Annotated in this window: 27 protein-coding genes and 1 tRNA gene; 14 read left to right on the top strand and 14 right to left on the bottom strand. The window is 34.5% G+C overall.

Features of this window, described 5'->3' with window-relative positions:
* Nucleotides 1–88: 88 nt before the first annotated feature.
* The 8 genes from ABWU47_RS02135 to ABWU47_RS02100 form a co-directional block, all read right to left on the bottom strand.
* Nucleotides 89–179 (bottom strand) — tRNA-Ser (locus tag ABWU47_RS02135).
* A 288-nt stretch (nucleotides 180–467) separates the two neighbouring features.
* A complete protein-coding gene (locus tag ABWU47_RS02130) occupies nucleotides 468–1,103 on the bottom strand; it encodes a transposase (protein WP_082246250.1) in 636 nt (211 codons plus the stop codon).
* Complete coding sequence (locus tag ABWU47_RS02125) at nucleotides 1,087–1,416, bottom strand: transposase (RefSeq protein WP_049973609.1); 330 nt, start codon at nucleotides 1,414–1,416, stop codon at nucleotides 1,087–1,089. The genes ABWU47_RS02130 and ABWU47_RS02125 overlap by 17 nt, the downstream gene beginning before the upstream one ends.
* A 242-nt stretch (nucleotides 1,417–1,658) precedes the next feature.
* A complete protein-coding gene (ppa, locus tag ABWU47_RS02120) occupies nucleotides 1,659–2,174 on the bottom strand; it encodes an inorganic diphosphatase (RefSeq protein WP_077188435.1) in 516 nt (171 codons plus the stop codon).
* Between the two features lie 28 nt (nucleotides 2,175–2,202).
* Nucleotides 2,203–3,504: a hypothetical protein gene (locus tag ABWU47_RS02115; RefSeq protein ID WP_236717765.1), complete on the bottom strand. Its 1,302-nt coding sequence runs from the start codon at nucleotides 3,502–3,504 to the stop codon at nucleotides 2,203–2,205.
* 649 nt (nucleotides 3,505–4,153) lie between these two features.
* Nucleotides 4,154–5,266 (bottom strand): tRNA 2-thiouridine(34) synthase MnmA, encoded by a 1,113-nt coding sequence (mnmA, locus tag ABWU47_RS02110; RefSeq protein ID WP_006279545.1) that lies wholly within the window; start codon nucleotides 5,264–5,266, stop codon nucleotides 4,154–4,156.
* Nucleotides 5,267–5,582: 316 nt separating this feature from the next.
* Nucleotides 5,583–6,659, bottom strand: coding sequence for a rod shape-determining protein (locus ABWU47_RS02105; RefSeq protein ID WP_236514315.1), 1,077 nt, complete (start codon nucleotides 6,657–6,659; stop codon nucleotides 5,583–5,585).
* A gap of 23 nt (nucleotides 6,660–6,682) precedes the next feature.
* Nucleotides 6,683–8,104: a carboxypeptidase gene (locus ABWU47_RS02100; RefSeq protein WP_077188438.1), complete on the bottom strand. Its 1,422-nt coding sequence runs from the start codon at nucleotides 8,102–8,104 to the stop codon at nucleotides 6,683–6,685.
* A 275-nt stretch (nucleotides 8,105–8,379) separates the two neighbouring features.
* Here ABWU47_RS02100 and ABWU47_RS02095 point away from each other — a divergent pair, with 275 nt between their 5' ends.
* The 4 genes from ABWU47_RS02095 (at nucleotide 8,380) to ABWU47_RS02080 (ending at nucleotide 13,014) form a co-directional block, all read left to right on the top strand.
* Entirely contained in the window at nucleotides 8,380–8,859 is a 480-nt protein-coding gene (locus tag ABWU47_RS02095) for an OmpA family protein (RefSeq protein ID WP_010081889.1), read from the top strand.
* 184 nt (nucleotides 8,860–9,043) lie between these two features.
* Nucleotides 9,044–10,339, top strand: coding sequence for a tRNA lysidine(34) synthetase TilS (gene tilS / locus ABWU47_RS02090; protein ID WP_236514317.1), 1,296 nt, complete (start codon nucleotides 9,044–9,046; stop codon nucleotides 10,337–10,339).
* A gap of 12 nt (nucleotides 10,340–10,351) precedes the next feature.
* Complete coding sequence (gene ftsH, locus ABWU47_RS02085) at nucleotides 10,352–12,190, top strand: ATP-dependent zinc metalloprotease FtsH (protein ID WP_077188440.1); 1,839 nt, start codon at nucleotides 10,352–10,354, stop codon at nucleotides 12,188–12,190.
* Nucleotides 12,191–12,345: 155 nt separating this feature from the next.
* A complete protein-coding gene (locus ABWU47_RS02080) occupies nucleotides 12,346–13,014 on the top strand; it encodes a hypothetical protein (RefSeq protein ID WP_010081999.1) in 669 nt (222 codons plus the stop codon).
* On the opposite strand, the gene tmk is transcribed toward ABWU47_RS02080, so the two are convergent.
* Nucleotides 13,007–13,597 carry a dTMP kinase gene (tmk, locus tag ABWU47_RS02075; protein WP_049973615.1) on the bottom strand — a complete coding sequence of 197 codons (591 nt, stop codon included), beginning with the start codon at nucleotides 13,595–13,597 and terminating at the stop codon, nucleotides 13,007–13,009. The genes ABWU47_RS02080 and tmk overlap by 8 nt on opposite strands.
* Before the next feature lie 108 nt (nucleotides 13,598–13,705).
* Between tmk and ABWU47_RS02070 the strand changes: the two genes are divergently transcribed.
* The 5 genes from ABWU47_RS02070 to ABWU47_RS02050 all read left to right on the top strand — a co-directional run bounded on the left by ABWU47_RS02070 (nucleotide 13,706) and on the right by ABWU47_RS02050 (nucleotide 17,575).
* Entirely contained in the window at nucleotides 13,706–14,278 is a 573-nt protein-coding gene (locus tag ABWU47_RS02070; RefSeq protein WP_006279694.1) for a thioredoxin family protein, read from the top strand.
* Between the two features lie 5 nt (nucleotides 14,279–14,283).
* A complete protein-coding gene (locus ABWU47_RS02065; RefSeq protein WP_077188441.1) occupies nucleotides 14,284–16,002 on the top strand; it encodes a cation:proton antiporter in 1,719 nt (572 codons plus the stop codon).
* A gap of 54 nt (nucleotides 16,003–16,056) precedes the next feature.
* Complete coding sequence (locus ABWU47_RS02060; protein ID WP_353285738.1) at nucleotides 16,057–16,206, top strand: hypothetical protein; 150 nt, start codon at nucleotides 16,057–16,059, stop codon at nucleotides 16,204–16,206.
* Between the two features lie 420 nt (nucleotides 16,207–16,626).
* Nucleotides 16,627–16,956, top strand: coding sequence for a transposase (locus ABWU47_RS02055; RefSeq protein ID WP_049973609.1), 330 nt, complete (start codon nucleotides 16,627–16,629; stop codon nucleotides 16,954–16,956).
* Nucleotides 16,940–17,575, top strand: coding sequence for a transposase (locus tag ABWU47_RS02050; RefSeq protein WP_082246250.1), 636 nt, complete (start codon nucleotides 16,940–16,942; stop codon nucleotides 17,573–17,575). The genes ABWU47_RS02055 and ABWU47_RS02050 overlap by 17 nt, the downstream gene beginning before the upstream one ends.
* Before the next feature lie 104 nt (nucleotides 17,576–17,679).
* Here the strand turns inward: ABWU47_RS02050 and ABWU47_RS02045 are convergent, their stop codons facing one another.
* From ABWU47_RS02045 to ABWU47_RS02030, 4 genes are read right to left on the bottom strand one after another with little or no spacing between them, the layout of a single operon-like run.
* Nucleotides 17,680–18,321: an SURF1 family protein gene (locus ABWU47_RS02045; protein ID WP_077188434.1), complete on the bottom strand. Its 642-nt coding sequence runs from the start codon at nucleotides 18,319–18,321 to the stop codon at nucleotides 17,680–17,682.
* A gap of 1 nt (nucleotide 18,322) precedes the next feature.
* On the bottom strand, nucleotides 18,323–18,799 hold the full coding sequence (bfr, locus tag ABWU47_RS02040; protein ID WP_077188433.1) for a bacterioferritin: 477 nt from the start codon (nucleotides 18,797–18,799) through the stop codon (nucleotides 18,323–18,325).
* A 59-nt stretch (nucleotides 18,800–18,858) separates the two neighbouring features.
* Nucleotides 18,859–19,353 (bottom strand): RDD family protein, encoded by a 495-nt coding sequence (locus ABWU47_RS02035; protein ID WP_077188432.1) that lies wholly within the window; start codon nucleotides 19,351–19,353, stop codon nucleotides 18,859–18,861.
* Complete coding sequence (locus ABWU47_RS02030; protein WP_077188431.1) at nucleotides 19,353–19,991, bottom strand: HAD family hydrolase; 639 nt, start codon at nucleotides 19,989–19,991, stop codon at nucleotides 19,353–19,355. The genes ABWU47_RS02035 and ABWU47_RS02030 overlap by 1 nt, the downstream gene beginning before the upstream one ends.
* Before the next feature lie 167 nt (nucleotides 19,992–20,158).
* Here ABWU47_RS02030 and ABWU47_RS02025 point away from each other — a divergent pair, with 167 nt between their 5' ends.
* From ABWU47_RS02025 to ABWU47_RS02005, 5 genes are all read left to right on the top strand, one after another.
* Complete coding sequence (locus ABWU47_RS02025) at nucleotides 20,159–20,983, top strand: hypothetical protein (protein ID WP_022626161.1); 825 nt, start codon at nucleotides 20,159–20,161, stop codon at nucleotides 20,981–20,983.
* A gap of 315 nt (nucleotides 20,984–21,298) precedes the next feature.
* Nucleotides 21,299–21,628 (top strand): transposase, encoded by a 330-nt coding sequence (locus tag ABWU47_RS02020; protein ID WP_049973609.1) that lies wholly within the window; start codon nucleotides 21,299–21,301, stop codon nucleotides 21,626–21,628.
* Nucleotides 21,612–22,247 (top strand): transposase, encoded by a 636-nt coding sequence (locus tag ABWU47_RS02015; RefSeq protein WP_082246250.1) that lies wholly within the window; start codon nucleotides 21,612–21,614, stop codon nucleotides 22,245–22,247. The genes ABWU47_RS02020 and ABWU47_RS02015 overlap by 17 nt, the downstream gene beginning before the upstream one ends.
* A gap of 680 nt (nucleotides 22,248–22,927) precedes the next feature.
* Nucleotides 22,928–23,458, top strand: a complete 531-nt coding sequence (locus ABWU47_RS02010; protein WP_049973633.1) for a phospholipase D family protein — start codon at nucleotides 22,928–22,930, stop codon at nucleotides 23,456–23,458.
* Between the two features lie 109 nt (nucleotides 23,459–23,567).
* Nucleotides 23,568–24,110: a hypothetical protein gene (locus tag ABWU47_RS02005; protein ID WP_353285737.1), complete on the top strand. Its 543-nt coding sequence runs from the start codon at nucleotides 23,568–23,570 to the stop codon at nucleotides 24,108–24,110.
* A gap of 338 nt (nucleotides 24,111–24,448) precedes the next feature.
* On the opposite strand, the gene rnc is transcribed toward ABWU47_RS02005, so the two are convergent.
* Complete coding sequence (gene rnc, locus ABWU47_RS01995; RefSeq protein ID WP_006279914.1) at nucleotides 24,449–25,147, bottom strand: ribonuclease III; 699 nt, start codon at nucleotides 25,145–25,147, stop codon at nucleotides 24,449–24,451.
* Nucleotides 25,148–25,178: the final 31 nt, after the last annotated feature.

Genomic DNA, 25,178 nt, shown 5'->3' with positions numbered 1-25,178 from the left:
AAAACCATTGCAACAAAATCAGGTACGCTGGTAAATAGGCTAAAAACATGCTAATATAGCGAATTTAGACCGTGCTCAAAACAGTATACGGAAGGAGAGGGATTCGAACCCTCGATACGACTTTTGGGTCGTATAACGGTTTAGCAAACCGCCGCCTTCAGCCGCTCGGCCACCCTTCCAAATTTAGAACCTAAAGATTATATAATACCAAGACCTCTACCGCCTGTCTAATGCTTTTAATTGCAATATTTGTATCTGTTCAGATGCATGGCTAATGCTGAAACAAAAATTCCAGTGCTCCCTTTCTTGTCATCCCAGTGCCCAGACACTGGGATCCAGGATTTTGATTAGCACTAAGTTGGTGAGCATATAAGTGTTATGTTAAAATATAACGTTTTTACGGAAAGTCTGGATCCCAGTGGGCTTTGTTGCATCGCTCTTCGGATAGTAGGTAACGTACAATAAATTCATGAAGCTATCTCAAACTTAGCCATGCCTATTTCAGTAAATTTGTTAAGCAAATAACACTTGAGTAGCAGTTCCTTCTCACGATTAATTTCAGATTTGCTCCTAAAACTAAACCCAAATATTCGCTTCAACCTTGAGAAAAATCCTTCAATATACGATCTTTTTCCGTAATTTACTTCTTCTTTCCATCTTTTTATACCATTCTCACCATGTAATTTCATTAACTGAATAGCGGCATTTCTATCAAGCATATAATCCAATTTTGGATGCTCTGCTGCGTTGTTTTTCGGAGGAATTTTCGTTTTTATACCATATTGATTACACAGCTTATAGAGCTTTTCTCTGTCATATGCCCTATCTGCATATAGTACTTTTATGACATACTGAAAATCGACTTCTTTTAGCAAATCACAAGCTCCATAGTGATCAGAGTAGACACCGTTACTGTATTTTACAGCTATGGCTTTTTTGCTGTTTGTATTCAACATTACATGCAATTTTCTTGTCTGTTCATAGCTGCGATACTTTCTATCTTCGCTATTTTCTTTGCTATGACCAGGAGTGTTGTTGTATATACTAATTCCTGTACTGTCTATAGCAATTTCGATATCTTCCATATTATTTTCTGCAATCATTGATCTTAATATTGAGTTTCTTAAACCTTCTTGATGATTGTGAATAGCTGATAACTTGCAAATTTTTCCCAATTTGCTCAAGGTATCCTGCTATAAACCCAACTGTTTGCCTCAGGCCTATTCTAAATAAACAAGTTATTATGTGCACCAAAATTACAACTTTATCGCTATAAATATTGTTGCCACCTGGTATTTTTGGACCATTCTCGTACCACTTTTCTATGGCTTCGTTGGTATAATGAAAAATATTTCCTCTTTTTTCTAGAAATTTGTTATATTCGCTATGGTTACTGACCCTCATTTTTTGTGGCATATTTTTTCTTTCAAGGTTAAATGGCTATTTTATAATGAATTTTGTCAGTAGCCACCAGATTTTTCAGTTGCTATGCAACAAAGCCATCCCAGTGTCAAGCACTGGGATGACATCGTTTACTATGTGCCATATTGCAATGTTCGTACAGTTGTGGGCGGTATCTCATCAGCTAACACGTAGCGGAATGACGAATTTGTTGTTTTTCAAATCGTAGAGCCACTTTAGCTATAAATCAACAAAAACTAATTTCCGCTTTTGATAGAGCTTGCAACAATTTGTTTTGCTTCTTCTACACCAACCCATTCTCCAACTGCTACTGTTTTTCCCTTTTCTAGATCTTTATAATGAGAAAAGAAATGAGTAATTTTATCTAGTAGATTTTTAGATAAATCAGAATAGTTCTTTATATTGTCATAATAGCTATCAACACTGGAAACAGGCACTGCTAATATTTTCTCATCTTCTCCTTTTTCATCTTTAGTGAGTAATGCGCCTATTGGACGTACCGATATTAAAACACTAGATGCTAAGGGAAATTGAGTTAGCACCAAAACATCCACAGGGTCACCATCACCTGCGCAGGTATTTGGTATAAATCCATAATTGCAAGGATAAGTCATTGAGGTAGATAAAAATCTGTCAACTTGTAACAACCCAAGCTCTTTATTAAATTCATACTTTACAGGCTCAGCATTTGCACTTATTTCAATTACCACATTCACCGCATTTGGTCCCGCTGTTATTTTACTTAAATCCATAAATTACCTCTTAACTTAAGAATAAGCATTATACAATATGTGCTTTTAAGTTGCTACATTTATGTAGTTCTAAGCTTATTTTGCATGGAGCGGTATTCTGCACATCATCGACTGTTGAAAGTGGTGGTTTCTGTGATAATTGAAATAAAGCATATACTATTACAATAGTAAGCACCGCACCAACTATCAGGTTAGTAAGGTTGTCTTGTGGCAAAACATTCTTTATTGAGTTGAACAATTTTTGCTCCATAAAGAAATAATCAGCAACATATAACCCAACAGATAATACAAACATACCTAAAATAAGTTTACAGACTGTGTTTTTATGGTCCTTTTCTTTTTTCTTGCTGACAATGAGATCTGGCCTATATTCATTCTCTTCTGGCAACACTGAGTAGTATATATTCTCAGGGCTCGTTATTAATTGTTCAAATTCATCACTATTTTGGTTTTTTAACAGTTGCTCTAGGGTGTTTTTTGTATTTATAGGACATATTAATCCATTCATTTTCAATTCTTCCTCTTGCCAATCCATATTTTCACAGTCGGCTGTATATTTGATGGTTCCATCTCTACTTAGTAACTCGATTTTGCTTAACATTTGTGATAATCTCACAATGTAATCAAAATACAGTGGTGTATTGATCATTTTAGCTTTCTCATTAATATATTGATTAAGCGATAAAATATCTTTATCTTTGGAAATATCATTATCTTTGGTATGTATAGAAAATATGCCATAACTAGAAAATAGTAATGCTATATCTTTATCTACTTTTATATTGTGGATAGAATAATAGTGATCGATTACTTCTTTACATAAGCTAAATTCTTTATCAAATTCATTTGCATAATTTATCTTTAGTAACTTTTTAACATTATTAAGTACTTGTTTCTCAAAATCATTATTATTGTTAAATAAAGTTTTGCCTTTTGGATTCGCTAAAATATTAAGAAGCTTTAATTTTTTTTGATCTTCTGTTGATTGCTCACCACTAATTATTGAACTTAACTGTTCCTCTAATTCACCCTTGCTAACTGATATATATATCTTGTCGATTACTTCTTGAGTATTGAGCTGAACATTTTCTATAAGAATTCTATAAGCTTGAGCATAAATTAAGAATAGCCCTTGTAGACTAAACCTTAAGTTAAAATACTTATCTAATGGTTCTTTTTCTTTTCCAATGAATTCAGGCAAACCAAAATGATTTCTATGATCTCTCCATTTTAATCCAGCATGTTGATAACTGCCCCAACGAATAAACAAAGCCTCTAATAAATTGCCCTTGCCAACAATTTTTATTAATTCTTCAACTTCTTTAACCATTGCTAAAACCTATAATGTTCTACTTTATAGTATAAGGGATACATGGCAAAATAGCAATAAATGTTATTAGACTTCTTGCATAACCCAAACTAAGTAGAAAAAGGTATAGCTATACCGCCGCGGTATCTCAGCCACTAACAAGAGATCCCGCTAACACGCAGCGGGATGACGAGACTTATCTTGATGCCGCCGCGAACCGTCATACCGCGATTCATTCGCGGTATCTCTTAGCCGCTAACAAGCAGCGGGATGACGGTTGTCGTTTAGCTACAAACATTAAGAAATTTACCAAATGAAAAAAAAGGCAAAAGAAACCCTAAGGTAGCTAGTTATTCACTATCCATTTTTTAAGTTGGCGTTTTTTAATGTTTTAAATGCTTTATAAGCGTATTCCAGCTTGTGTAGGTAAAAACCCAGAAATTTGATAAAGACATAGAGTGCACATAGTGCAAAAAATTAAACATGAGACGCCAGATACGTGAGTTTTTTTGTCATTTAATCTGTACAGAGAAGATAAATAAATAGCTTCAGTTTCATGATAAGGGGGCTGGCGGAGTTTGTCAAGCAAGTTTTTTTGTTTCTATTCCCAATGTTATATGGTTATGCAAGAAGTCTATTGTATGTTTACACTCTGCATTAAAGCTTTTAGTTAAGAGCATATCCATCCACCGCCGATAACTTGCTCATCTTTATACGCTACACAGGCTTGACCTGGACTGATGCCAAAGTAATCGTCGTTTAAAATGACACAGGCTTTATTTTTTTCGTCAGTTGAATGTATTGTTGCTAAACTTCCCGCATGTGATGATCTCAGCTTCACAGTTACTTCCATACCTTCCTTTGGTTGTTCTAACCAATTTAACTCCTTGATCAATATTTTTTTTTGCATTAATACGTTGATCGGACCTACTATAACCTCATTATTTTCTGTATTAATTTTTATCACATAAAGAGGTTCATTGTGTGCGATACCCAAGCCCTTTCTTTGCCCCACTGTAAAATTTACTATGCCACTGTGCTCGCCTAGCACTTTTCCATTAACATCCACTATTTTACCTTTCTGTACAGATTGTGGAGCTAATTTAGCTATTGTTTTACTATAGCTTTCGGAAACAAAGCATATATCTTGACTGTCCGGCTTTTCAGAAATTTGTAAGCTGAAATACTTTGCTAATTTTCTTATATCACTTTTATAGAACCCACCTAGTGGAAATCGCAAAAGCTTCAATTGCTCTTGAGTTGTAGCAAACAAAAAATAACTTTGATCTTTACTTTTATCAATGCTTCTGCACAACTTTACCTCACCATTTTTTTCTAACCTTCTCACGTAATGTCCTGTTACGAGCACATCCGCACCAAGATTTTTTGTAACTTGTAATAGATCACGAAATTTTACCGTTTGGTTACATCTCACGCATGGTATGGGAGTTTCCCCACGCATATAGGTACTCGCAAAATCCTCTATTACTTCCTTTTTGAATATTTCCTCATAGTTTAAAATATAGTGAGGAAAGCCAACACTTTCAGCTACACGCTTAGCGTCATAAATATCCTGTCCAGCGCAGCATGCACCCTTTCTTGCGTTAGCATTACCGTCAGTGCCATAGAGTTGAAGAGTCACACCTATCACCTGGTACCCAAGGTTATGTAGCAGTGCTGCAGCAACCGAGCTATCAACTCCCCCGGACATTGCAACAACAGCCTTAGTCTGGTGCGGAGTTTTATCTTTTAGCAGAGGTTCAATTTCAAATTCTTTTAGCATAACCGCCTTAATTTATAAACGCAAATCTTGTGTCATTCCAACATACAACTGTGCAAACGTTTTGATTTGGGGGCAATTTACATAGTAGATAATGTCATGAAAGTAGCTGACACTGGAATCTAGCTTCTATTACACAAATTCATTAAAACAGCATATTTATTTGTAATCAAGTTTCCTGGATCCCAGTGTCAGCTACTCGGATGACACCCTTTTCTGCTAGAAGTTGCCTTCAAATTACTTGGTGCATGACACTGGGATCTCATTTATATTACATAATTCCATCAAAACAATTCGATAAACTACCTTCAAAAATAATTTAATCTTGCTTGAATAAAACATGGCCAAAATAATCCATGTTTTCAAGCACTTTTCCACTACCTAAGGCAACACAACAAAGTGGGTCATCTGCAACACGAACCGGTAATTTTGTTGTTTCACTGATAACTTTACCTAGATTACGTAATAATCCACCACCACCGGATAAAACTATTCCTCTATCGACTATATCAGAAGAAAGTTCAGGTGGAGTGCTCTCCAGCGCAGTCTTAATAGCAGAAATTATCTGATGTACAGGCTCTATTAAACTCTCTGCAACTTGGTATTCTGATAAAAGCATTTCTTTTGGCATGCCACTCACTAAATCCCTGCCTTTAATTATCATTCCCTCTTTGTTATTTTCACCTGGCAGACTGGCTGAACCTATGCTTTTCTTAATTTTCTCAGCGGTTGTTTCACCGATTAATAACTTATGATTTTCACGAATATATGATTTTATTGCTTCATCCATAATATCGCCACCTACTCTGGCAGAACGTGAATAAACAATTCCGCCTAAAGAAATAATTGCAACTTCAGTTGTACCGCCTCCTATATCAACAATCATAGAACCCTCAGGTTCAGTAACCGGGAGCCCAGCTCCGATTGCTGCAGCCATTGGTTCTTCAATTAAAAATACTTCATTTGCACCAGCACTTTCTGCTGCATCTTGTATAGCACGCCTTTCAACTGGCGTGGATCCAGATGGAACGCATATGATAATATTAGGTTTATTAACAGTGAATTTTGTGTTTGCACTGCGTATGAAATATTTTAGCATTTCTTCCGCACTTTTAAAATCAGCAATAACTCCATCCTTTAAGGGCCTTATCGCCTCTATTTCTCCAGGCGTTTTTCCAAGCATCATTTTAGCTTTTTTACCAAAAGCATAAGGAACGTAGCTTCCTTTTTCTTTTATTCTTGCTACAACTGAAGGCTCATCAAGCACTATTCCCTGATTTTTCTGATAAACTAAAGTGTTTGCAGTGCCAAGATCTATAGCAATATCGCTAGCAAATAAACCTTTGAAAGTGAAAAGACTACAAAACTTTTCGGTTAATTTTCGAACAAAATTCATACGCAACTCAAGAAAATCATTTATTAAGACAAATTATACTTTCCAGATAAGTAGCTAATGCAGCACTCAACGTCTAAACCCTTACCTGTTACTTTTTTTAGCAGTTCCAGGCCACACTTTGCACTGTATATATTTTGAGATAACCAACTGATAAGTAAACTAAAATCTCCTTTTATTATAGCACTTAATGATTCGTAATGATTCTTTTTAACGCAAGAGAAAATCTGCACAGCAGCAATTAAAGCAATAATTTTTATAGGAAAGTAGCCCATAACACCGCTTGCCCAATATTCATCTTGAAAATAAGTGTTTAGCTCATTTTCAGCTTTTACTGGAATTTTATAGTGCTTCATACCTTCCAGCCACGCATCATGCAGGTCTTTGACTTCCAATGTACCATTTATTATATCTTGTTCTAACCTAGTTCTCAACATAATATGAGCTAACAGACTAAATTCATCTGCATTTTTTAAAAAAGAAGAAAGGTTTATTTCATTGAAAATCAAGTACAAATTTTCAACACTGCTAACTTTCTCGTTAGTTTTGCCTTTTATAGCAAATTTCTCTTTTATGTGTGGTTGAATAAACTCAATAAATTCTCTGGATGTTCCAATCATCCTTTCCATGAATAACCCTTGAGTTTCATACATAACATGTCTCGTAATTGGGCTACTTATAGAATTTTGCGCTAAACATTTTTGATAAATTGCATAACCACTATGCCGTAAAAGAGAAAATAAACCATAACAAAAGTCAGATTCATCATAATCTATAGGGTAGTAATAAGAAGTACGAACCTCATGCAGTGCGACACCCATTTGCTGTAAACATGACGAGCCAAGTTCAATCTGCTTCTGAGTAGCAACTTTTTGTATATTAGTAACCTTATCCTTTTTCTGCTTTTCAATTATTTTATCTACATTTCCACTAAAGAATTTGCCTACCTTGGGAAATATTTCCTTTATATTCTTTTCTGTGATATCAGAGTCATAGTCAGCAAGCAGTGAGTCGTATTTTGAGCATTTTAATTGCTGCGATTTTATAGAAGCTACTTCGCGAATGAGTTTGATTAAATCAGTAAAACGTTCTTTTAGTTTTTCCAAGTTACTGGCTTCAGAATTGGTTAGCCTCCATAAACTTTGGCATTCAACTTTAGCTTTGGACAAAGATTTTACTAAATCAATAGGAACAGCACTGTTGCTCTTATGTATTCTCTCTATTAACTTTAGCTGCTGAGTATTTGCACTTTTTTTGTTACCAAGAGCATCTGCTAATGATTCCTTTATTACGTCATGAGAGATAATTTCATGTCTGATTTCTTCTAGAAGGCTCATTTGTTCAACTTTGTCCTCTATATTCAATTGGCTTTGGTTTAGTACTTTTAGCGTATTTTCGATATTCTTTACCCTATATAATACTTCCTCTAAAAACTTATAAGATTGCATATTTGTTCATTATTTTAGAAAACATCTGTTTAATACCGTAATAGATTAATAATAAAGTTAAAAGTATATTTGCTTAAAGTACAATAAAAAATTGTACTTTTTATTCTTTTATTGGATTTTTCTACTCAGAGTCCAGCATATTATAGGAAAATTAATTGTAAGGTTGTAGAAAAAGTATTTAGTATTTTATTTCTCTTGACTATATTACAATATGGAGAGATATTAGCTACTGAAATTAAAGTTACGCACTATTTAGAATTTATGGAGGTTTAGTAATGTGGAGTAGACTGGTTATAATGTGCTGTTTTTGTTTATTACTTACTGGTGTAAGTTCTTGCCCAAAAAAAGGAGCAAATACAACAAATAAAATAAATTCTGTTGTTAAGCAGATAGGTGATAAAAGAGTTTTCTTTGGTTATGATGAATCTAGTATTGCTGAAGTAAGTGCAGATGCATTACTTGACGTAATGGAGGTGTTACAAGATAACCCTGACGCGAAGGTTACTTTAACTGGTCACACTGACAACCGTGGTTCTCATGAATATAATCTTGCGCTAGGCGCTAGAAGGGCAGATGCAGCTAAAAAATTTATGGTTAGTTGTACACCCTACATAGAAAACAGAATAAAAACTGCTTCTAAAGGTGAAACTGAGCCTTTGGTTAATGTAAAAGATGATTCTAGAAATTCTAAATATGAAAAAGAGCATGCTAAAAATCGTAGAGTGGAATTTTCATTTTCTGGAATAAAGAAATAGTTTCTTGCATTAAAACCTGGATCCCAGTGTCAAACACTGGGATGACATAAAGAAAGGGCACTGGGGTAGACAAAAAAGGACAAACTTGTCATATTTCGTTGCTTGTTAGCGGGATCTATATATACCACAAATAAGTCGCGGTATGACGTAAGAGATCTGACCTGTCTGGCCATCAAGAGACATAATGGAATTAGAGTTATTATTTCAAAATGTGGTTAATAGTTTTGCTTTCTATAACAATCAAGTTGCAGTTGCAGTATCAGGTGGTGTAGATAGTATAGTCTTACTGCACTTAATGACTAACTGGGCAAAAAAAAACAAGCTTTCACTTCCTACAGCATTAACAGTAAATCATGGGTTACGTCCAGAGTCTCAAAAAGAAGCTGATTTTGTTGTAAGTTATGCAAAGGAACTTGGAGCAAAGGAATCGTTCATATTAAATTGGGAGAAGCAAAATATTAAAGGCAATATTCAGTTACAGGCACGAAAAGCACGGTATAAGTTACTAGCAGAGTGGTGTAAAAATAATAATGTTAAATATTTACTTGTTGCTCATCACAAAGATGATCAAGCAGAAACGTTCTTGTTAAGATTAGAGCGAGGTAGTGGCGTAGATGGATTATCATCAATGGACTACAAGTCTTTCCTAAATGGTATTTATATATTTAGGCCATTGTTAAATTTTAGTCGTAGTGAAATAGAAAAGTACGCTAAGCTTCATCGGTTAAAATGGATCGAAGATAGAAGCAACTATGACTTAAAATACAGGCGAACTTTATACCGTAACTTACTTAAAGCAAGTGATAATCAAGAGATTTTAACAGAGCGAATATGCCTCACAGCCCTTCATATGAAAAGAGCTGCAAAAGCGTTGATGCACTACACACGCCTTGCGTTTAATGACTGCGTTAATGTGCATGATCTTGGTTATATTGAAATTAAACTAAGTGAGTTTTATCAATTGCCAGAGGAAATAGCCTTGAGGCTTCTTCTTTACTCCATAATGGCAATTGCCAGTAAACATTATAAACCAAGGTACAACAGCCTTATCGTAATATTTAATAAAATATTGCAAAAGGATAGTAATGTTAACTGTACACTTTCTGGGTGTAAAATAAGAAAACATGGAGAAAATATCTTGATAATTAGAGAATCGTCAAAGATACAAGAAATTACCTTAAACCTACCTTTAAATGAATCTACTCAATGGGATAACAGATTTAGCTGCACAATACTCGGAAATCAAGAGTGTTCAGTTATCATCGCTCCATTAAAAAAAACACAAAAAGTTCCTGAATTTCTGAAGGATTACAACTGCTGCCCTGAAGTTTTCTATTCTTTGCCTGTAGTGCTAAAAGATGGAAAGGTGCTTGCTTATCCTGATGTAAATTATAACGGAAAAAATACCAATGACGATAAGGTTCAATGCATTATTAATAGCACGATAAAACAAAATTTGGTAAGCTTGATTAGTATTTAGTTAGAAATAGAAATGAAAAAATTTTTAGAAGGCTTATTGATCTGGTTAGTAATTATTGTTCTTATTTCAGTTGCTTATATTCAGTTCAGCGGAAATGTAGGTAAAAGTAAAACAATTATACCTTTTTCGGAATTTTTAACTAGATTAGAAGACAATGATGTAGAAAATATTGTCATAAAAAACCAGAGCATTGAAGGCAAGTTCAGGGACGGTTCAAGTTTCAATTCAAGCGGTGTCATATATAGCGACCTAATAAAAAATTTACATGATAGAAAAGTGAGATTCTCCTTTTCAACTGGAGATTCTGCCATGAACGTAATTGGTGGATTACTTATCTCATGGGTCCCAACATTTATCTTTATTGGCTTCTTGCTATTCTTTCTTAAACAAACACAAGCGGGGGGCAACAGAACTATAAGCTTTGGCAAGTCAAGGGCTAGACTCATTACTAGTGGAAAAAAAGTAACATTTGATGATGTTGCCGGAATTGATGAAGCAAAAGAAGAGCTAGTAGAGATCGTTGATTTTCTTAAACAAAAGCAAAAATTTCAAATATTAGGTGGAAAAATACCAAAAGGGTGCCTTTTGATTGGCTCTCCTGGAACTGGTAAAACTTTACTTGCTCGTGCAATTGCAGGAGAAGCTAATGTGCCATTCTTTAGTATTTCTGGATCTGATTTTGTTGAAATGTTTGTGGGTGTTGGTGCAAGTCGCGTTCGTGATATGTTTGATCAAGGCAAGAAAAATGCTCCTTGTATAATTTTTATAGATGAAATAGATGCGGTGGGTAGACATCGTGGCATTGGTCTTGGTGGCAGCAATGATGAAAGAGAACAAACATTAAATCAGTTATTAGTTGAGATGGATGGCTTTGAGTCTAATGAAGGTGTAATAATAATTGCTGCGACTAACCGTCCGGATGTCTTAGATCCAGCACTGCTTAGACCTGGTCGTTTTGACCGACAGATTACTATTTCTTTACCCGATATAAATGGGCGTGAAAAGATATTAAATACTCATATAAAGAAAATATCAATAGCACCAGATGTAAACGTGAAAACAGTTGCAAGAGGAACACCAGGCTTTTCTGGAGCTGATTTAGCAAATTTAGTGAACGAATCTGCACTTATTGCTGCAAGAAGAAACAAGAAGATTGTTACCATGGACGATTTTGAATATGCACGTGATAAAGTGATGATGGGCGTAGAAAGACGATCCCTAATTATGACAGAAGAGGAAAAGAGACTGACTGCATACCATGAAGCTGGTCATGCGATAATTGCTGTTAATATGCCTGCTTCTGATCCTATACACAAGGCAACAATTATTCCACGCGGTAGAGCACTCGGTTTAGTTATGAGACTACCAGAAACAGATAGAGTGTCCCTCACAAGAGAAAAGATGATAGCAGATATTACTGTTGCTATGGGTGGAAGAGTGGCAGAGGAGCTAATTTTTGGCTACGATAAAGTCACAAGCGGTGCATCTTCGGATATAAAACAAGCATCTGATTTATCACGCGCTATGGTAACAAAATGTGGAATGAGTGACAAAATAGGTCCGATCTATCACAATCGCGAACAAACCATGCATGGTTCTGAGATAATTTCTGAAGATACGTTAAAACTTATAGATGAAGAAGTGAAGAAAGTTGTGTCTTCTTGCTATGAAAAAGCAAAAGAGATTTTGACCAAGCATAAGAAAGGCTTAGATCTCATTGCCGAAAATCTACTGGAGTTTGAAACTTTAACAGGAGATGAAATAAAGGACATATTAAATGGGAAAAAAATTGTTAGAGAGGAAAATGAGAAGAATGAGAAAATAAAAAAATCCTCTCTCTATGAGAGTTGACCTCATCTTAAAAATGTTAATCAGCTAACGCTGCAATAAAACAATTTAGAATTGTAACTGTCAATATAAATTGTATTAAAATATTCATAATATTGCATTTTCATCACAATAATGCTATCATTCAGTTAGTATTAATGTTTAATGAGGTGTGAGTAATGATTGATATAGCTTCTATTGGTGTAAGTACAGTTATTGATCAGAATTATAGAAGAAAAGCACAATTATGTTTATCAGGATTATTTGTAACTGTGTCAATAGCAACTGTTACCTGGTTTATTTTCCCTGCGTCACAAAATGTATTAGCTCCGTTTTTACTTCCGGCTATGTTCTTGCTCTTCACTTTATCGATGGGTTATTACATGTTCATATTTAGTTGTGAAGAAAAATCTTTGGTAAAGAATGTTCTTGGTATGGTTGAACCGGCTGAATCGGTAAAGAGAGTGCATTGCCAAGAAAATATTAAGTCCTTATTAGCAGAAGTGAGAAGTACTACGAAAGATAGGTTTCGCAACGTGCTTGTTAATCTTTGTTTTGAAGATCGTAGTAAAGCACACAAACTTGCATTATATGTGAAAGAAATTGACGATATTGTGTCTTCAATAAAAAATAAAGACCTCTTAGACCATTTTGATCAATTTTTTACTATTACTGAAGTAAGCAATAAAAAAAATAGAAGTGAATTAATGAACCTCGCAAGGGCATATAAGATGATAAGTGAAGAAGATCCAGACAAAATACAGGATTTTTTAGCTACTCAAACAAAAAGTTATTCATATGAAATAATGTTACCTGAAATTGATAATTTTCTATCACAAGCTAGGTGATTTTATCAATAATTTCATTGTGTACGTGATTATCATTTTTTGTTTCAATTCCAGTGATAACACTGCACCTAACGGGCTCTTTTATGGCTATTTCCTGAAATCCTTTTCTGACCTTATTGTAAAAATTAACATCCATTTCTTCATATTTATTCTTGTCTTTTGCTCTATTTAACCCAACTTTAACATCAATATCTAGAATAAATGTAATATCTGGACATTCAATTTCCACTAGCTTATGTAAGTCCCCTATTAGCCCTAAGTCAACTCCAAACCCATATCCTTGATATGCAATAGTTGAATCAATAAACCGATCACAAATCACTATTTTTCCTTCTGCAAGAGCTGGTAATATTAATTTTTTCATATGTTCGCGCCTCATCGAGATAAGTAGCAAGAGTTCAGAAATAGAATCAATATTATTCGTTAACAATACTCCTCTTACCTTCTCTGCAAAGTTAGTGCCACCTGGTTCTCGAGTCAATACCACATTATTTTCGCCGCGAATTTGCTTAAAATGATTTGCAAGTAGCTTAGATTGTGTTGTTTTACCAGAGCCGTCTATTCCTTCGAAAGTTATGAACATAAGTTTTATAATTATAATACTAAAAAAGAATATGCAAACAGTATACATAGAAACCGTTTGACATTTAAATAATAAGACCGTAAATTACATGTGGTATAATAATATTCTATGGTTGCTCTGAATACTCCTAAAGTTGATTTTAGTTTTACTGCAAAAGATTTTAATCTTTTGGGAGTAGACAATAAATATTATGCATTAAGTGACTGTTGTGGAAAAAATGGTCTTATTATAATGTTTATATGCAATCACTGTCCTTACGTTCAGTCAATTATTAGCAATCTGGTAAGCGATGTTGATCAATTGAAAAAAGATTATCAGGTAAACACCATTGCAATAATGCCAAATGATGTAAATGAATATCCAGAAGATTCCTTTGAAAATATGATTAATTTTGCCAAGGAAAATAAGTTTACATTTCCATATTTAATTGATAGTACACAGAAAATAGCTAAAGAATACGGGGCTGTTTGCACTCCTGACTTTTTCGGCTTTAATTCCAATTTAAACCTTTGCTATCGTGGACGTTTTAACGACACAAAAAAAGAAAAGGTTCAAAGCTATGAAGTAGGAAGTAGTGACTTATTTCAAGCTATGAAATTTATTGCAGAAACTGGTAATTCTCCAATTGACCAAAAATCAAGTATTGGCTGCTCAATTAAATGGTCTAATTCTACAGGTTAAATATCATGCACAGTGGCTCTCAGCATTTGTTTGATATTATAATTTTACTTTCTGCTGCTGTGTTTATAGTCATAGCATTTTGGAAAATGAATATTAGTCCAGTGCTTGGTTACTTCGTTGCAGGTGCAGTTATTGGTTCTCACGGATTTAATCTGATACACTCAGCTGAAGCAATGGATAATCTTGCAGAATTTGGTGTAGTTTTTCTATTATTCATTATAGGCCTTGAATTGACATTTGAACGCCTGATCGCTATGCGTATTCATGTATTTGGGTTCGGTTCTCTTCAAGTTATAGTTACCATGGTAGCAATATGGTGCATCGCTCTTGCTTTCGGAGTGAATACGAATATAGCAACAGTTATTGGTGGTGGGCTTGCGCTATCCTCAACAGCAATAGTGTTGCAGGTTCTGCAAGAAAAAGGTTCTCAAGCAAGTCAGGTTGGTAGATTGTCGGTAGCAGTGCTATTAATGCAAGATTTTGCAGTGGTACCATTAATAGTATTGGTACCTTTACTTACTGGCAATTCTGAGCACAGCCTGATAAGCTCATTGGCAGGTTCATTGGTGCAAGCAGCTATTGCATTAGTGCTGATATTTATAACTGGTAGATTATTGCTTAGACCTTTATTTTCGGTTATTGCTAAAATGGAAAGTAATGAGGTCTTTATATCAACAACGCTTTTAATAGTATTAGGAGCAGCATTTATTACTGAGCAATTCCATTTATCGTTGGCATTAGGTGCATTTGTCGCTGGATTGTTAGTTGCAGAAACAGAATACAGACACTCAGTGGAACACGCGGTACTACCATTTAAAGATTTGTTTCTTGGCTTATTTTTCATGACTGTTGGTATGTCCATCAATACCGAACTTTTACTCAATAAGTTACCACTAATCACCTTATTATCGATTATCCTTATCGTTTTAAAAACATCTATCATATATATATTGTGTAGATTTTTTGGGTTTAAGAGTGCACCTGCTATACAAGCTGGGTTACTGCTTTCACAAGGCGGTGAATTTGCGTTTATTTTATTTCGCTTAGCGGATGAGCTAAATGTGCTACCAAGTGAAATCGCTCAAGTACTTATGATGGTAACTACAGTAACCATGGCTTTCACTCCTCTTTTATCGGGGCTTGGAGATTGGATAGCAAACTCATTTAGCACTGAGAAAACAATATTAGATGATGAAGCTGTTGAAACAGATACACAAGATCTTTATAACCATGTGATAGTTGCTGGATTTGGTAGAGTGGGATATATGGTAACAAAAATGCTTACTGCAGAGCATTTAAGTTACGTTGTTGTAGATATTCAATCGAAAATAGTCAAAGAAGGAAAAAGTGATAGTTTTCCTATATATCTTGGAGATGTTACAAGATGTGAAATTTTAAAATCGGTAGGAATAGAAAGAGCTCAAGCTCTCGTTATTTCAATAAAGAATGAAGTTACTATAAAAAAAGTTGTTTCTTTAGTTGCAGCAAATTTTCCGCATGTAAATATTGTAATACGCTTACCAGATCTGAGTAATGTGGAGGTTTATAGAGATCTAGGAGCTAGTAAAATTATTCCTGAAACATCTGAGATAGGATTGCAGCTAGGTGGAGCTGCACTGAGCCTTAGTGGTATTAGCGAAAGTGGAGTTACGTCTTTAAAAAGTAGATTTAGAAAAGGCAATTATAGTATGTTAAAAGACCTTGGTAGTGATAAAGATGAATAACTACTTCTCTAATTTTATGTACAGAAAGCTTCAAGCTTTGTTGAGGTCAGATGCATGGCTAATGCTGAAACAAAAATTCCAGTGCTCCCTTTCTTGTCATCCCAGTGCGTGACACTGGGATGGCTTTGTTGCATCGCTAGCTATGATGGATTAAAGATAAAAAAGATAGCGAATATCAGTAGCTTATTATTCTGGTATTTATAACAAGAACGGTCAGTGAATACCTAAATTTGAGTAAAAGAAATTTCACTACCACTCACTAATCTGGCTAAAATTCAAGAATTTCAATGCTTTAGCTATTTTCAATAGAATTAAATTTATTAATATAAATAACAAATTACTATTCTTAAATTTGATCAGATTGATTGCAAAAAAACAAGATTTTCAATAGGTTGCTTATAATCCTAACTATAGTTAGCCTTTCATAAGTAGCGATGCAACAAAGCCCACTGGGATCCAGATTGGGCACTAAGTTGGTAAACACGAAAGCGCTTTACAACGTTTTTGATGGAACTGTGCAAAAGGACTGGATTCCAGTGGGCTTTGTTGCATAGCAACTGAAAAATCTGGTGGCTACTGACAAAATTCATTATAAAATAGCCATTTAACCTTGAAAGAAAAAATATGCCACAAAAAATGAGGGTCAGTAACCATAGCGAATATAACAAATTTCTAGAAAAAAGAGGAAATATTTTTCATTATACCAACGAAGCCATAGAAAAGTGGTACGAGAATGGTCCAAAAATACCAGGTGGCAACAATATTTATAGCGATAAAGTTGTAATTTTGGTGCACATAATAACTTGTTTATTTAGAATAGGCCTGAGGCAAACAGTTGGGTTTATAGCAGGATACCTTGAGCAAATTGGGAAAAATTTGCAAGTTATCAGCTATTCACAATCATCAAGAAGGTTTAAGAAACTCAATATTAAGATCAATGATTGCAGAAAATAATATGGAAGATATCGAAATTGCTATAGACAGTACAGGAATTAGTATATACAACAACACTCCTGGTCATAGCAAAGAAAATAGCGAAGATAGAAAGTATCGCAGCTATGAACAGACAAGAAAATTGCATGTAATGTTGAATACAAACAGCAAAAAAGCCATAGCTGTAAAATACAGTAACGGTGTCTACTCTGATCACTATGGAGCTTGTGATTTGCTAAAAGAAGTCGATTTTCAGTATGTCATAAAAGTACTATATGCAGATAGGGCATATGACAGAGAAAAGCTCTATAAGCTGTGTAATCAATATGGTATAAAAACGAAAATTCCTCCGAAAAACAACGCAGCAGAGCATCCAAAATTGGATTATATGCTTGATAGAAATGCCGCTATTCAGTTAATGAAATTACATGGTGAGAATGGTATAAAAAGATGGAAAGAAGAAGTAAATTACGGAAAAAGATCGTATATTGAAGGATTTTTCTCAAGGTTGAAGCGAATATTTGGGTTTAGTTTTAGGAGCAAATCTGAAATTAATCGTGAGAAGGAACTGCTACTCAAGTGTTATTTGCTTAACAAATTTACTGAAATAGGCATGGCTAAGTTTGAGATAGCTTCATGAATTTATTGTACGTTACCTACTATCCGAAGAGCGATGCAACAAAGCCATTCCAGTGTCAAGCACTGGAATGACACCCATTTGTTCCTATAGTTGTCTTTTTTCGTCTACCTTATTTTGCCACCCTGCTGAACAGATACATTGAGGTTTTGCCTATAGTAAATTACGCACATAATCAACCAAGTTAAGGAAAGTGCAAACCAAGTGATTGCATATTCCAAATGCTTCATTGGCTGTATAGCTACTTTGCTGCCAAAATTGTTCGGCCACAATACACACTTCTCTAGCTTAATACCTAACTCATTGGAAATTTCTTCTGTACTCAGGGTAAACCATGTATTCGAAGCAGTATCGTTCTTGATAAACCAATTTTTACTTTTATTGCTATCGCAATATAAAATTCCATCTGCAACTACTTTTTCAATTTTTACTTTTTTCTCCTTTTTTTCTCTAACTATTCCTTTATTCACCAACATGTAACGTCCAGTGGTGAGCAACATAGGAGACAGCACGTGATAGCCGTGTTGCCCTGCAAAAACATATAGTTCTATATCACTTAGAATCCCATCAATCTTGACATGCCTATAGTTAAATTTTTCAAGGTCGTTATTGGGCAATAGATGAACCACTGGAAGACTCATACTTTTAATAATATTATTCTTCCAGTTCAATCTGAATATTTGCCATAACCCTAATAAAAAAAGAAGTGAGCAAGGTATAATTAAAATAAATACTATCTTTTTTAACACTCTATATTTGTGTTCTTAAATAGTTTTCAACACCCATTAGTTCAATAAGATCGATCTGTTTCTCAATCCAATGAAAGTGCTCTTCTTCATTTTTTAACATCTCTTCTAATAACATTACACTAACAAAATCCTTTTCTTTCTCAGCGATAGAAATCGTTTCTTTGATATCCTTAATACCTTTTCCCTCTAATTTCAAATTAGCTTCTAAGATTTTCCGTATTGTGTCTTTTGTAAACTTTCCATCATACTTTGATATTTCGTTTGTATCCTGAAAATTTGGGACTCCTTTAAATAACAAAATTCTTTCTGCCAACTTGTTTGCATGTTCAAGTTCTTCGTTAAGCTCATTTTTTACCTTTTCTGCAAGTCTATTAATTCCATTGTTTTTGAGAATCGCAAAATGCAAAAGATACTGGCGTACAGAAGTCAGCTCATTGGTCAATAATTTGTTCAAATGTTTTACTATCTCTTCATTCATAATCTTCCCTTAGTTCAATTCATCAGCATAATTTATATGATAACGATAGTTATAGCAACTCATTTAATAGTTCCTTTGATAACAACCGTATTAAATAGCATGTCGTGGTATGTCTGTTTTTTCTTAGAGAAGCAAGCAACTAGATACCAGCAGAGAGTGAGTAGCACTATAATTACTTTCAATGCACTCAAGACATTCACTAATACTTCCTGATCTCGCAAAAATTCAGTAAGGACAACTACTACACTGTTTAACAAAGGAAGAAAAAACTGGGAAGAGCTTCTGTCAAACGCTAAATTCAAGTCTATTTTAGAATTATCTAAATTGATAGTATACATATTCATTAACTGTTGACCGGGAGTTGCTTGGGCCTTTGAAGATATAAAATATGTGAAGTAACTACAATTTACACACATGTATGATAGATGTAAGATCAACGGAGAATCCTCTAATAGCAGTATAATTAATAAAGTTGGAATTAATAAAATTGCTACATCTATTAAATACGCGCAAAAGCGTCTTGTTATACTGGCAATCTCTGTAACAGCGGTCATTACCTATCTTCTAAATACTTTATTACAAAATCTGTAAGTTTATCAAAATGTTGAAAACATAACAAATCTTCATAACCGCTTATTGATTGACCGTATATAATAGGTAAACAATTGGCATTTTGTGCACACAGAACATCTGTGATGCTATCACCAACGAAAAACACATTTTCTCTATTTATAGGCAACGTACTCTCTTCTAATGCAAATAGCAGTGGGGTTGCAGATGGTTTATCTTCTGCAGTATCGCATGACCCAACCACTCTTTCAAAGTAAGAATCTAGTTTAAAATAGGTAACTTCTTCACGTAAATTAGTATTTTTCTTATTACTTACTATTGCTAGATAAACATTGTGGCTTTTCAGTGTCTGCAACATTTCCTCTACTCCTTGATTCAGAGCAATGTTTTGTAATAGCGCATTATCTAAGTATTGTTGATATATGTGATTTGCTTTTTTCCACTGATCGCCAAACAAATTGACCATATAGCTCTTTCTCGACTCATGGGAATTTCTATCAGCAGCTTTATTACTATACCCCATTGAGTTTATGGTATGCTTAATAGCATTAAAAATGTTATCTTGAGTGTCAACTAAGGTATTATCCCAATCGAATACTACTACTAATGGGCTATCTTTCATTTCTTACATAATTATACATTTTAACTTAATAAGTAAATAGCATTTTAATGAAAGAGATATAAATAGGACGCCCTTGATAAACACTTTTTACCACAAGTTATGTTAACTGTTTTTTATATAATTAGCTAATATACTGATTATATGATATGTTTTAATAGGTAACAGGTATGGCCCAGACATCTAAAGAAAGTGTTGAAAAAAAGTTTAAAGATGTTTTTGAACGTTCTCCAGGTGCTTTTCCAGAAGGTACCTCATTAGAAAAGAAGGTTAATTATATCGCAAAAGGAACAGAGGCTCTAAAAGCTGTGAAAAGTAAGGAGCTTGAGAACAAAATGAAAAACGTTGCAGAATTGAGTCAGAAATTTGAAAGTCAAAAAGGACGTGCAGATGAAAAAGTACGTCAAGATTTTGAAAGAATTGCTGAGCTTGACCAACAATATAAAGGGAAGGGCATCTTCACAAGTGAAAAAGTTGCAGAGCCAAAAAGTGACAAAAAACTCCAAGACACTCCGAGAAAAACTACAACAGCAGTTAAAGACCTTGAACATAATACACAAAAAAAGACTACTGAAGCTTCTGTGCAAACAGCATCAGAGCACGATTCACAAACCGTTAATCCCTCAGTGAGCAAGAGTTCTGTAAAAGAGAAGCTCAACACTGAGCCGGACAAAAAAGATAACACGCCTCAACCACAAGAAAATCAAAAAGAAGAAGGGTTTTTGAGTCTTCTGAAGCGCTTTGTTAAGAAAATATTAGAAAAATTTTTAGGTGAAGGTGAAAAGGATGTAGAGAATGCTCGTGGCATGAAAGAAGATGCTCAAAGAGATACGTCAAATAACGAAGAGCAACAAAAGAGTAAGCAGCTTGATGAAATTTTAAAGGACAAAAGTGTAAGCGAGGGTTTGAAGCAGGCAACAAAGCTTGAGAACCCGGCAATAACGCCTGTTAATACTCCTAAAGTGAATGAAGTAAACACGGGTCGTGAAAGGTGATCCGCTTTCAAGCTTCATTATACCGCCACGAACCGTCATACCGCCGCGGTATCTCATCCGCTAACAAGTAGCGGGATGACGATTGTCAGGGTGTCATCCCAGTGTCCCTATGATGTCATCCCAGTGCCCTGACTACTTGGATCTAGCAAGCTTTGCTTGCAAATAAGTCTAATACGCGTCGCGTTTTATGCCAAAACACAATTGGAGTTACATGCAAAATAGATCCCAGTGGGCTTTGTTGCATAGCAACTGAAAAATCTGGTGGCTACTGACAAAATTCATTATAAATAGCGATTTAACTGTTGAAGAAAAAATATGCCACAAAAAATGAGGGTCAGTAACCATAGCGAATATAACAAATTTCTAGAAAAAAGAGGAAATATTTTTCATTATACCAACGAAGCCATAGAAAAGTGGTACGAGAATGGTCCAAAAATACCAGGTGGCAACAATATTTATAGCGATAAAGTTGTAATTTTGGTGCACATAATAACTTGTTTATTTAGAATAGGCCTGAGGCAAACAGTTGGGTTTATAGCAGGATACCTTGAGCAAATTGGGAAAAATTTGCAAGTTATCAGCTATTCACAATCATCAAGAAGGTTTAAGAAACTCAATATTAAGATCAATGATTGCAGAAAATAATATGGAAGATATCGAAATTGCTATAGACAGTACAGGAATTAGTATATACAACAACACTCCTGGTCATAGCAAAGAAAATAGCGAAGATAGAAAGTATCGCAGCTATGAACAGACAAGAAAATTGCATGTAATGTTGAATACAAACAGCAAAAAAGCCATAGCTGTAAAATACAGTAACGGTGTCTACTCTGATCACTATGGAGCTTGTGATTTGCTAAAAGAAGTCGATTTTCAGTATGTCATAAAAGTACTATATGCAGATAGGGCATATGACAGAGAAAAGCTCTATAAGCTGTGTAATCAATATGGTATAAAAACGAAAATTCCTCCGAAAAACAACGCAGCAGAGCATCCAAAATTGGATTATATGCTTGATAGAAATGCCGCTATTCAGTTAATGAAATTACATGGTGAGAATGGTATAAAAAGATGGAAAGAAGAAGTAAATTACGGAAAAAGATCGTATATTGAAGGATTTTTCTCAAGGTTGAAGCGAATATTTGGGTTTAGTTTTAGGAGCAAATCTGAAATTAATCGTGAGAAGGAACTGCTACTCAAGTGTTATTTGCTTAACAAATTTACTGAAATAGGCATGGCTAAGTTTGAGATAGCTTCATGAATTTATTGTACGTTACCTACTATCCGAAGAGCGATGCAACAAAGCCATCCCAGTGTCAGCTACTCGGATGACAAAAAAAGGAGCACTGGGATGACACCATTTGTTGTATTTAACAAAGTTCGTACTTAGCTTCATGTTAGCTATAAACATTAAGAAATTTACCAAGCGAAAAAAAGGCAAAAGAAGCCCCAGCTAATATCTATTTTAGAACATTGGCGTTTTTTAAGTCTTAAACACTGCAATTTAGCTGCTTTTAAATGCAACTCACCTTAGTTTAAATGTTTAAGAAATTTACTAAGCAGAAAAAAAGGCAAAAGAAACCCCGTGTTAGCTAGTTGTCACTCCCTAATCCTGCAAATTGGCGTACTATACTGTCTTAAACGACTTATAAGCGCGTTTCAGCTTGTGTAGGTAAAAACCTAGAAATATTGTGAAGACATAAGGTGCACATAGTGCAAAAAATTAAAAATAAGACGCCAACTACGTTGTTTTCTTGCTGTTTAATCTGCACAGATGAAGATAACTGAATACCTTCAGTTTCATGATAAGGGGGCTGGCGGAGTTTGTCAAGTAAGTTTTTTCGTTTCTAACGGTTGTTGCCAAAAACTATGCAAGAAGTCTATTGACAGGTGATTAAATTATAATGTAGCCTATCGCCGTATATCCGGGGGTGGGTTGTTGTGAGGCTTTTTCACTTTTTATTCTTGTTAATGTGTTTTTCTCTGTATTACTATGCGGGTTTTATATTTTCGCCCTGCCCAAAAGCTACGGTTTGCTTTTCACCTGGAGAAGATTGTGCTGTACCGATAATCAACGTAATAGATCAGTCTAAAAAATCTATCTTAGTTCAAGAATATACATTTACTCTTGGAACAGTTGCAAAATCTTTGATTAATGCTAAAGAACGCGGTGTTGATGTTAAAGTCATCTTAGATAAATCGCAACTCTACTCAAAATATAGTGTTATAAATGAATTATTTTCAGGTGGAGTACCAATTTGGATCGATGATAAGCCAAAGATTGCTCATAATAAGATAATGATTGTTGACAATCAAAAAGTCATCACAGGGTCATTTAACCTTAGTAAGACAGCTAAAAAAGGAAATGCTGAAAATTTATTAATTATTACAGATTATCCTAAATTGATTCAGCAGTATGTGAAAAACTGGGAGGCACGAATGTCACAATCTTACAAATACGCTCCCAACTAATCGAGAGCGCTTGCTCAAAATCAGTTTTAAAAACAGCAAGGGAGAGCTTTTTTGATTGATTGGCATAATGATTATGATATAATGAACTAAAGATTTAAGGAATAAAGTAATGGATTATATAAATGATGCTGCCGGTAGCTACACTGCTATTCATGATTTTTTTCAAAACAACGGTGTTGGAGATTACAAAGTTCAATGCAATTATGGTGGGGTGCCGTATGCTACTGATAAGTACGTGCATTCTGGCGATAAATTTTGGAGTAATAATTTCATAGACTCACATTTTGGCAGGGAAATAAAAATGTATCCTCAAAGTGAACTTTTAGCTAAAGAATATGCTGGAAATACGTTGCCAGTTTCAATATCACTAGATAAGGATTTAATAAAAATGAAGGAATGTCAGAAAAAAACGAAATTTGTGGAACTAGAAAGGGAGTCAGGTGATTTAGTGCATGATAAGCAAAAGTATGTAAAGTGTTACACAACAAAGCTATCATATGATGATGTACATATTTACAATAACGATAAAGTTTCAACATTTAGCATAAAATACGACGTGCCAAATGATCCGAAATACAGTTTAAATATAACATTTACAAAGGTTAATGATAATAAACCAGGATTTTGGCAGAAATTTAAAAATATGTTTTAACGTGACCATTCACTGGTTTTTACTCAATCAACCAACAACAGTTAATATCAAATTTTTATAATTAAAAAATATGCTATTTTTTAAAACTTTCATTCTCCTTGACTCTGTCAACTTCACAAAACAACTCTTGGACCAAATGTATCTGGCATAACACCTTTTGGTAACTTGCTACTTCTTTTTTTCCGCATCTCCGACAACAGCCATTGATATTCCACTACATAAGGCTTGATTTTTGGTAGATCAACTTTTTTATGAATAATACTATGCTTCTCCTTAAATTGACCATTTACCCTAAACGCTATTAGCTTCCTTAAAATTTACATTAATGCCTATTTTGCCTAAACTGAAGCGTCTTTTCCAATTTTTTCTAGCATCAACTCAGCAGCTTTTTGTTCAGCAATCTTTTTACTAGAAGCGCATGCAGAAACTTTACCATAATCTTCTATGCAAACTGATATAGTAAATTCAGGATTGTGCGCTGGTCCAGTTTGTTTTACAAGCTCATACTCTGGTAAAGGCAATTTGTTTTTCTGAGTCCACTCTTGCAGTGAGGTTTTAGGATCTTGAGGGGGGTCAAGCATGCCTTTAGCTAGCTTTTCCCAATATTGGATAATAAATTTTTCAACATTTTCAAGCCCGCCATCAATATAAATTGCACCTATTAGTGCTTCAAGCGAGTTTTCTAAATTTTTTAAGTTACATCTCCCTCCATTGCAGCGTTCACTATTATTCATGATGATAAAGCTGCCTAATTTTATTTCTTTAGCAACATTAGCAATGGTGTTGCCACAAACTAAATCCGTCTTTCTTTTTGCCAATGCTCCTTCTTTTTCTTCAGGAAATAGTTTAAACAGTGTGGCAGATACAACCATATTCAAAACACTATCGCCCAAAAACTCTAGTCTTTCGTAGCTTACAATCTGGTTTTTGCTATTCCTTTTATTTACGCTTGGGTGAGTTAGTGCCTCTTCTAATATTGCATAATTTGTAAATTTATAATCAATGATCTTAGATATTGCATCATTCAAACTCTTCATACCCATTATTTAAAAGAAAAGCACTTTCTAC

This window comes from Wolbachia endosymbiont (group A) of Gastracanthus pulcherrimus (genome assembly GCF_964028265.1).
In the GTDB taxonomy this organism is placed as follows: domain Bacteria; phylum Pseudomonadota; class Alphaproteobacteria; order Rickettsiales; family Anaplasmataceae; genus Wolbachia; species Wolbachia pipientis.
Note: the sequence above shows the minus strand (reverse complement) of the source record. Positions and strands in the feature narration are given on the sequence as shown.

Excerpts from the sequence above, each read along its gene's own strand:
- ABWU47_RS02130 (WP_082246250.1), bottom strand. The coding sequence starts at position 1,103 with ATGATTGCAGAAAATAATATGGAAGATATCGAAATTGCTATAGACAGT.
- ftsH (WP_077188440.1), top strand. The coding sequence starts at position 10,352 with ATGAAAAAATTTTTAGAAGGCTTATTGATCTGGTTAGTAATTATTGTT.
- ABWU47_RS02035 (WP_077188432.1), bottom strand. The coding sequence starts at position 19,353 with ATGACCGCTGTTACAGAGATTGCCAGTATAACAAGACGCTTTTGCGCG.
- ABWU47_RS02015 (WP_082246250.1), top strand. The coding sequence starts at position 21,612 with ATGATTGCAGAAAATAATATGGAAGATATCGAAATTGCTATAGACAGT.
- tmk (WP_049973615.1), bottom strand. The coding sequence starts at position 13,597 with ATGTTCATAACTTTCGAAGGAATAGACGGCTCTGGTAAAACAACACAA.
- bfr (WP_077188433.1), bottom strand. The coding sequence starts at position 18,799 with ATGAATGAAGAGATAGTAAAACATTTGAACAAATTATTGACCAATGAG.
- ABWU47_RS02105 (WP_236514315.1), bottom strand. The coding sequence starts at position 6,659 with ATGAATTTTGTTCGAAAATTAACCGAAAAGTTTTGTAGTCTTTTCACT.
- ABWU47_RS02055 (WP_049973609.1), top strand. The coding sequence starts at position 16,627 with ATGCCACAAAAAATGAGGGTCAGTAACCATAGCGAATATAACAAATTT.
- ABWU47_RS02020 (WP_049973609.1), top strand. The coding sequence starts at position 21,299 with ATGCCACAAAAAATGAGGGTCAGTAACCATAGCGAATATAACAAATTT.
- tilS (WP_236514317.1), top strand. The coding sequence starts at position 9,044 with ATGGAATTAGAGTTATTATTTCAAAATGTGGTTAATAGTTTTGCTTTC.
- ABWU47_RS02005 (WP_353285737.1), top strand. The coding sequence starts at position 23,568 with ATGGATTATATAAATGATGCTGCCGGTAGCTACACTGCTATTCATGAT.
- ABWU47_RS02100 (WP_077188438.1), bottom strand. The coding sequence starts at position 8,104 with ATGCAATCTTATAAGTTTTTAGAGGAAGTATTATATAGGGTAAAGAAT.
- ABWU47_RS02070 (WP_006279694.1), top strand. The coding sequence starts at position 13,706 with ATGGTTGCTCTGAATACTCCTAAAGTTGATTTTAGTTTTACTGCAAAA.
- rnc (WP_006279914.1), bottom strand. The coding sequence starts at position 25,147 with ATGAAGAGTTTGAATGATGCAATATCTAAGATCATTGATTATAAATTT.
- ppa (WP_077188435.1), bottom strand. The coding sequence starts at position 2,174 with ATGGATTTAAGTAAAATAACAGCGGGACCAAATGCGGTGAATGTGGTA.
- ABWU47_RS02095 (WP_010081889.1), top strand. The coding sequence starts at position 8,380 with ATGTGGAGTAGACTGGTTATAATGTGCTGTTTTTGTTTATTACTTACT.
- ABWU47_RS02060 (WP_353285738.1), top strand. The coding sequence starts at position 16,057 with ATGGCTAATGCTGAAACAAAAATTCCAGTGCTCCCTTTCTTGTCATCC.
- ABWU47_RS02125 (WP_049973609.1), bottom strand. The coding sequence starts at position 1,416 with ATGCCACAAAAAATGAGGGTCAGTAACCATAGCGAATATAACAAATTT.
- ABWU47_RS02025 (WP_022626161.1), top strand. The coding sequence starts at position 20,159 with ATGGCCCAGACATCTAAAGAAAGTGTTGAAAAAAAGTTTAAAGATGTT.
- ABWU47_RS02080 (WP_010081999.1), top strand. The coding sequence starts at position 12,346 with ATGATTGATATAGCTTCTATTGGTGTAAGTACAGTTATTGATCAGAAT.
- ABWU47_RS02050 (WP_082246250.1), top strand. The coding sequence starts at position 16,940 with ATGATTGCAGAAAATAATATGGAAGATATCGAAATTGCTATAGACAGT.
- ABWU47_RS02115 (WP_236717765.1), bottom strand. The coding sequence starts at position 3,504 with ATGGTTAAAGAAGTTGAAGAATTAATAAAAATTGTTGGCAAGGGCAAT.
- mnmA (WP_006279545.1), bottom strand. The coding sequence starts at position 5,266 with ATGCTAAAAGAATTTGAAATTGAACCTCTGCTAAAAGATAAAACTCCG.
- ABWU47_RS02030 (WP_077188431.1), bottom strand. The coding sequence starts at position 19,991 with ATGAAAGATAGCCCATTAGTAGTAGTATTCGATTGGGATAATACCTTA.
- ABWU47_RS02065 (WP_077188441.1), top strand. The coding sequence starts at position 14,284 with ATGCACAGTGGCTCTCAGCATTTGTTTGATATTATAATTTTACTTTCT.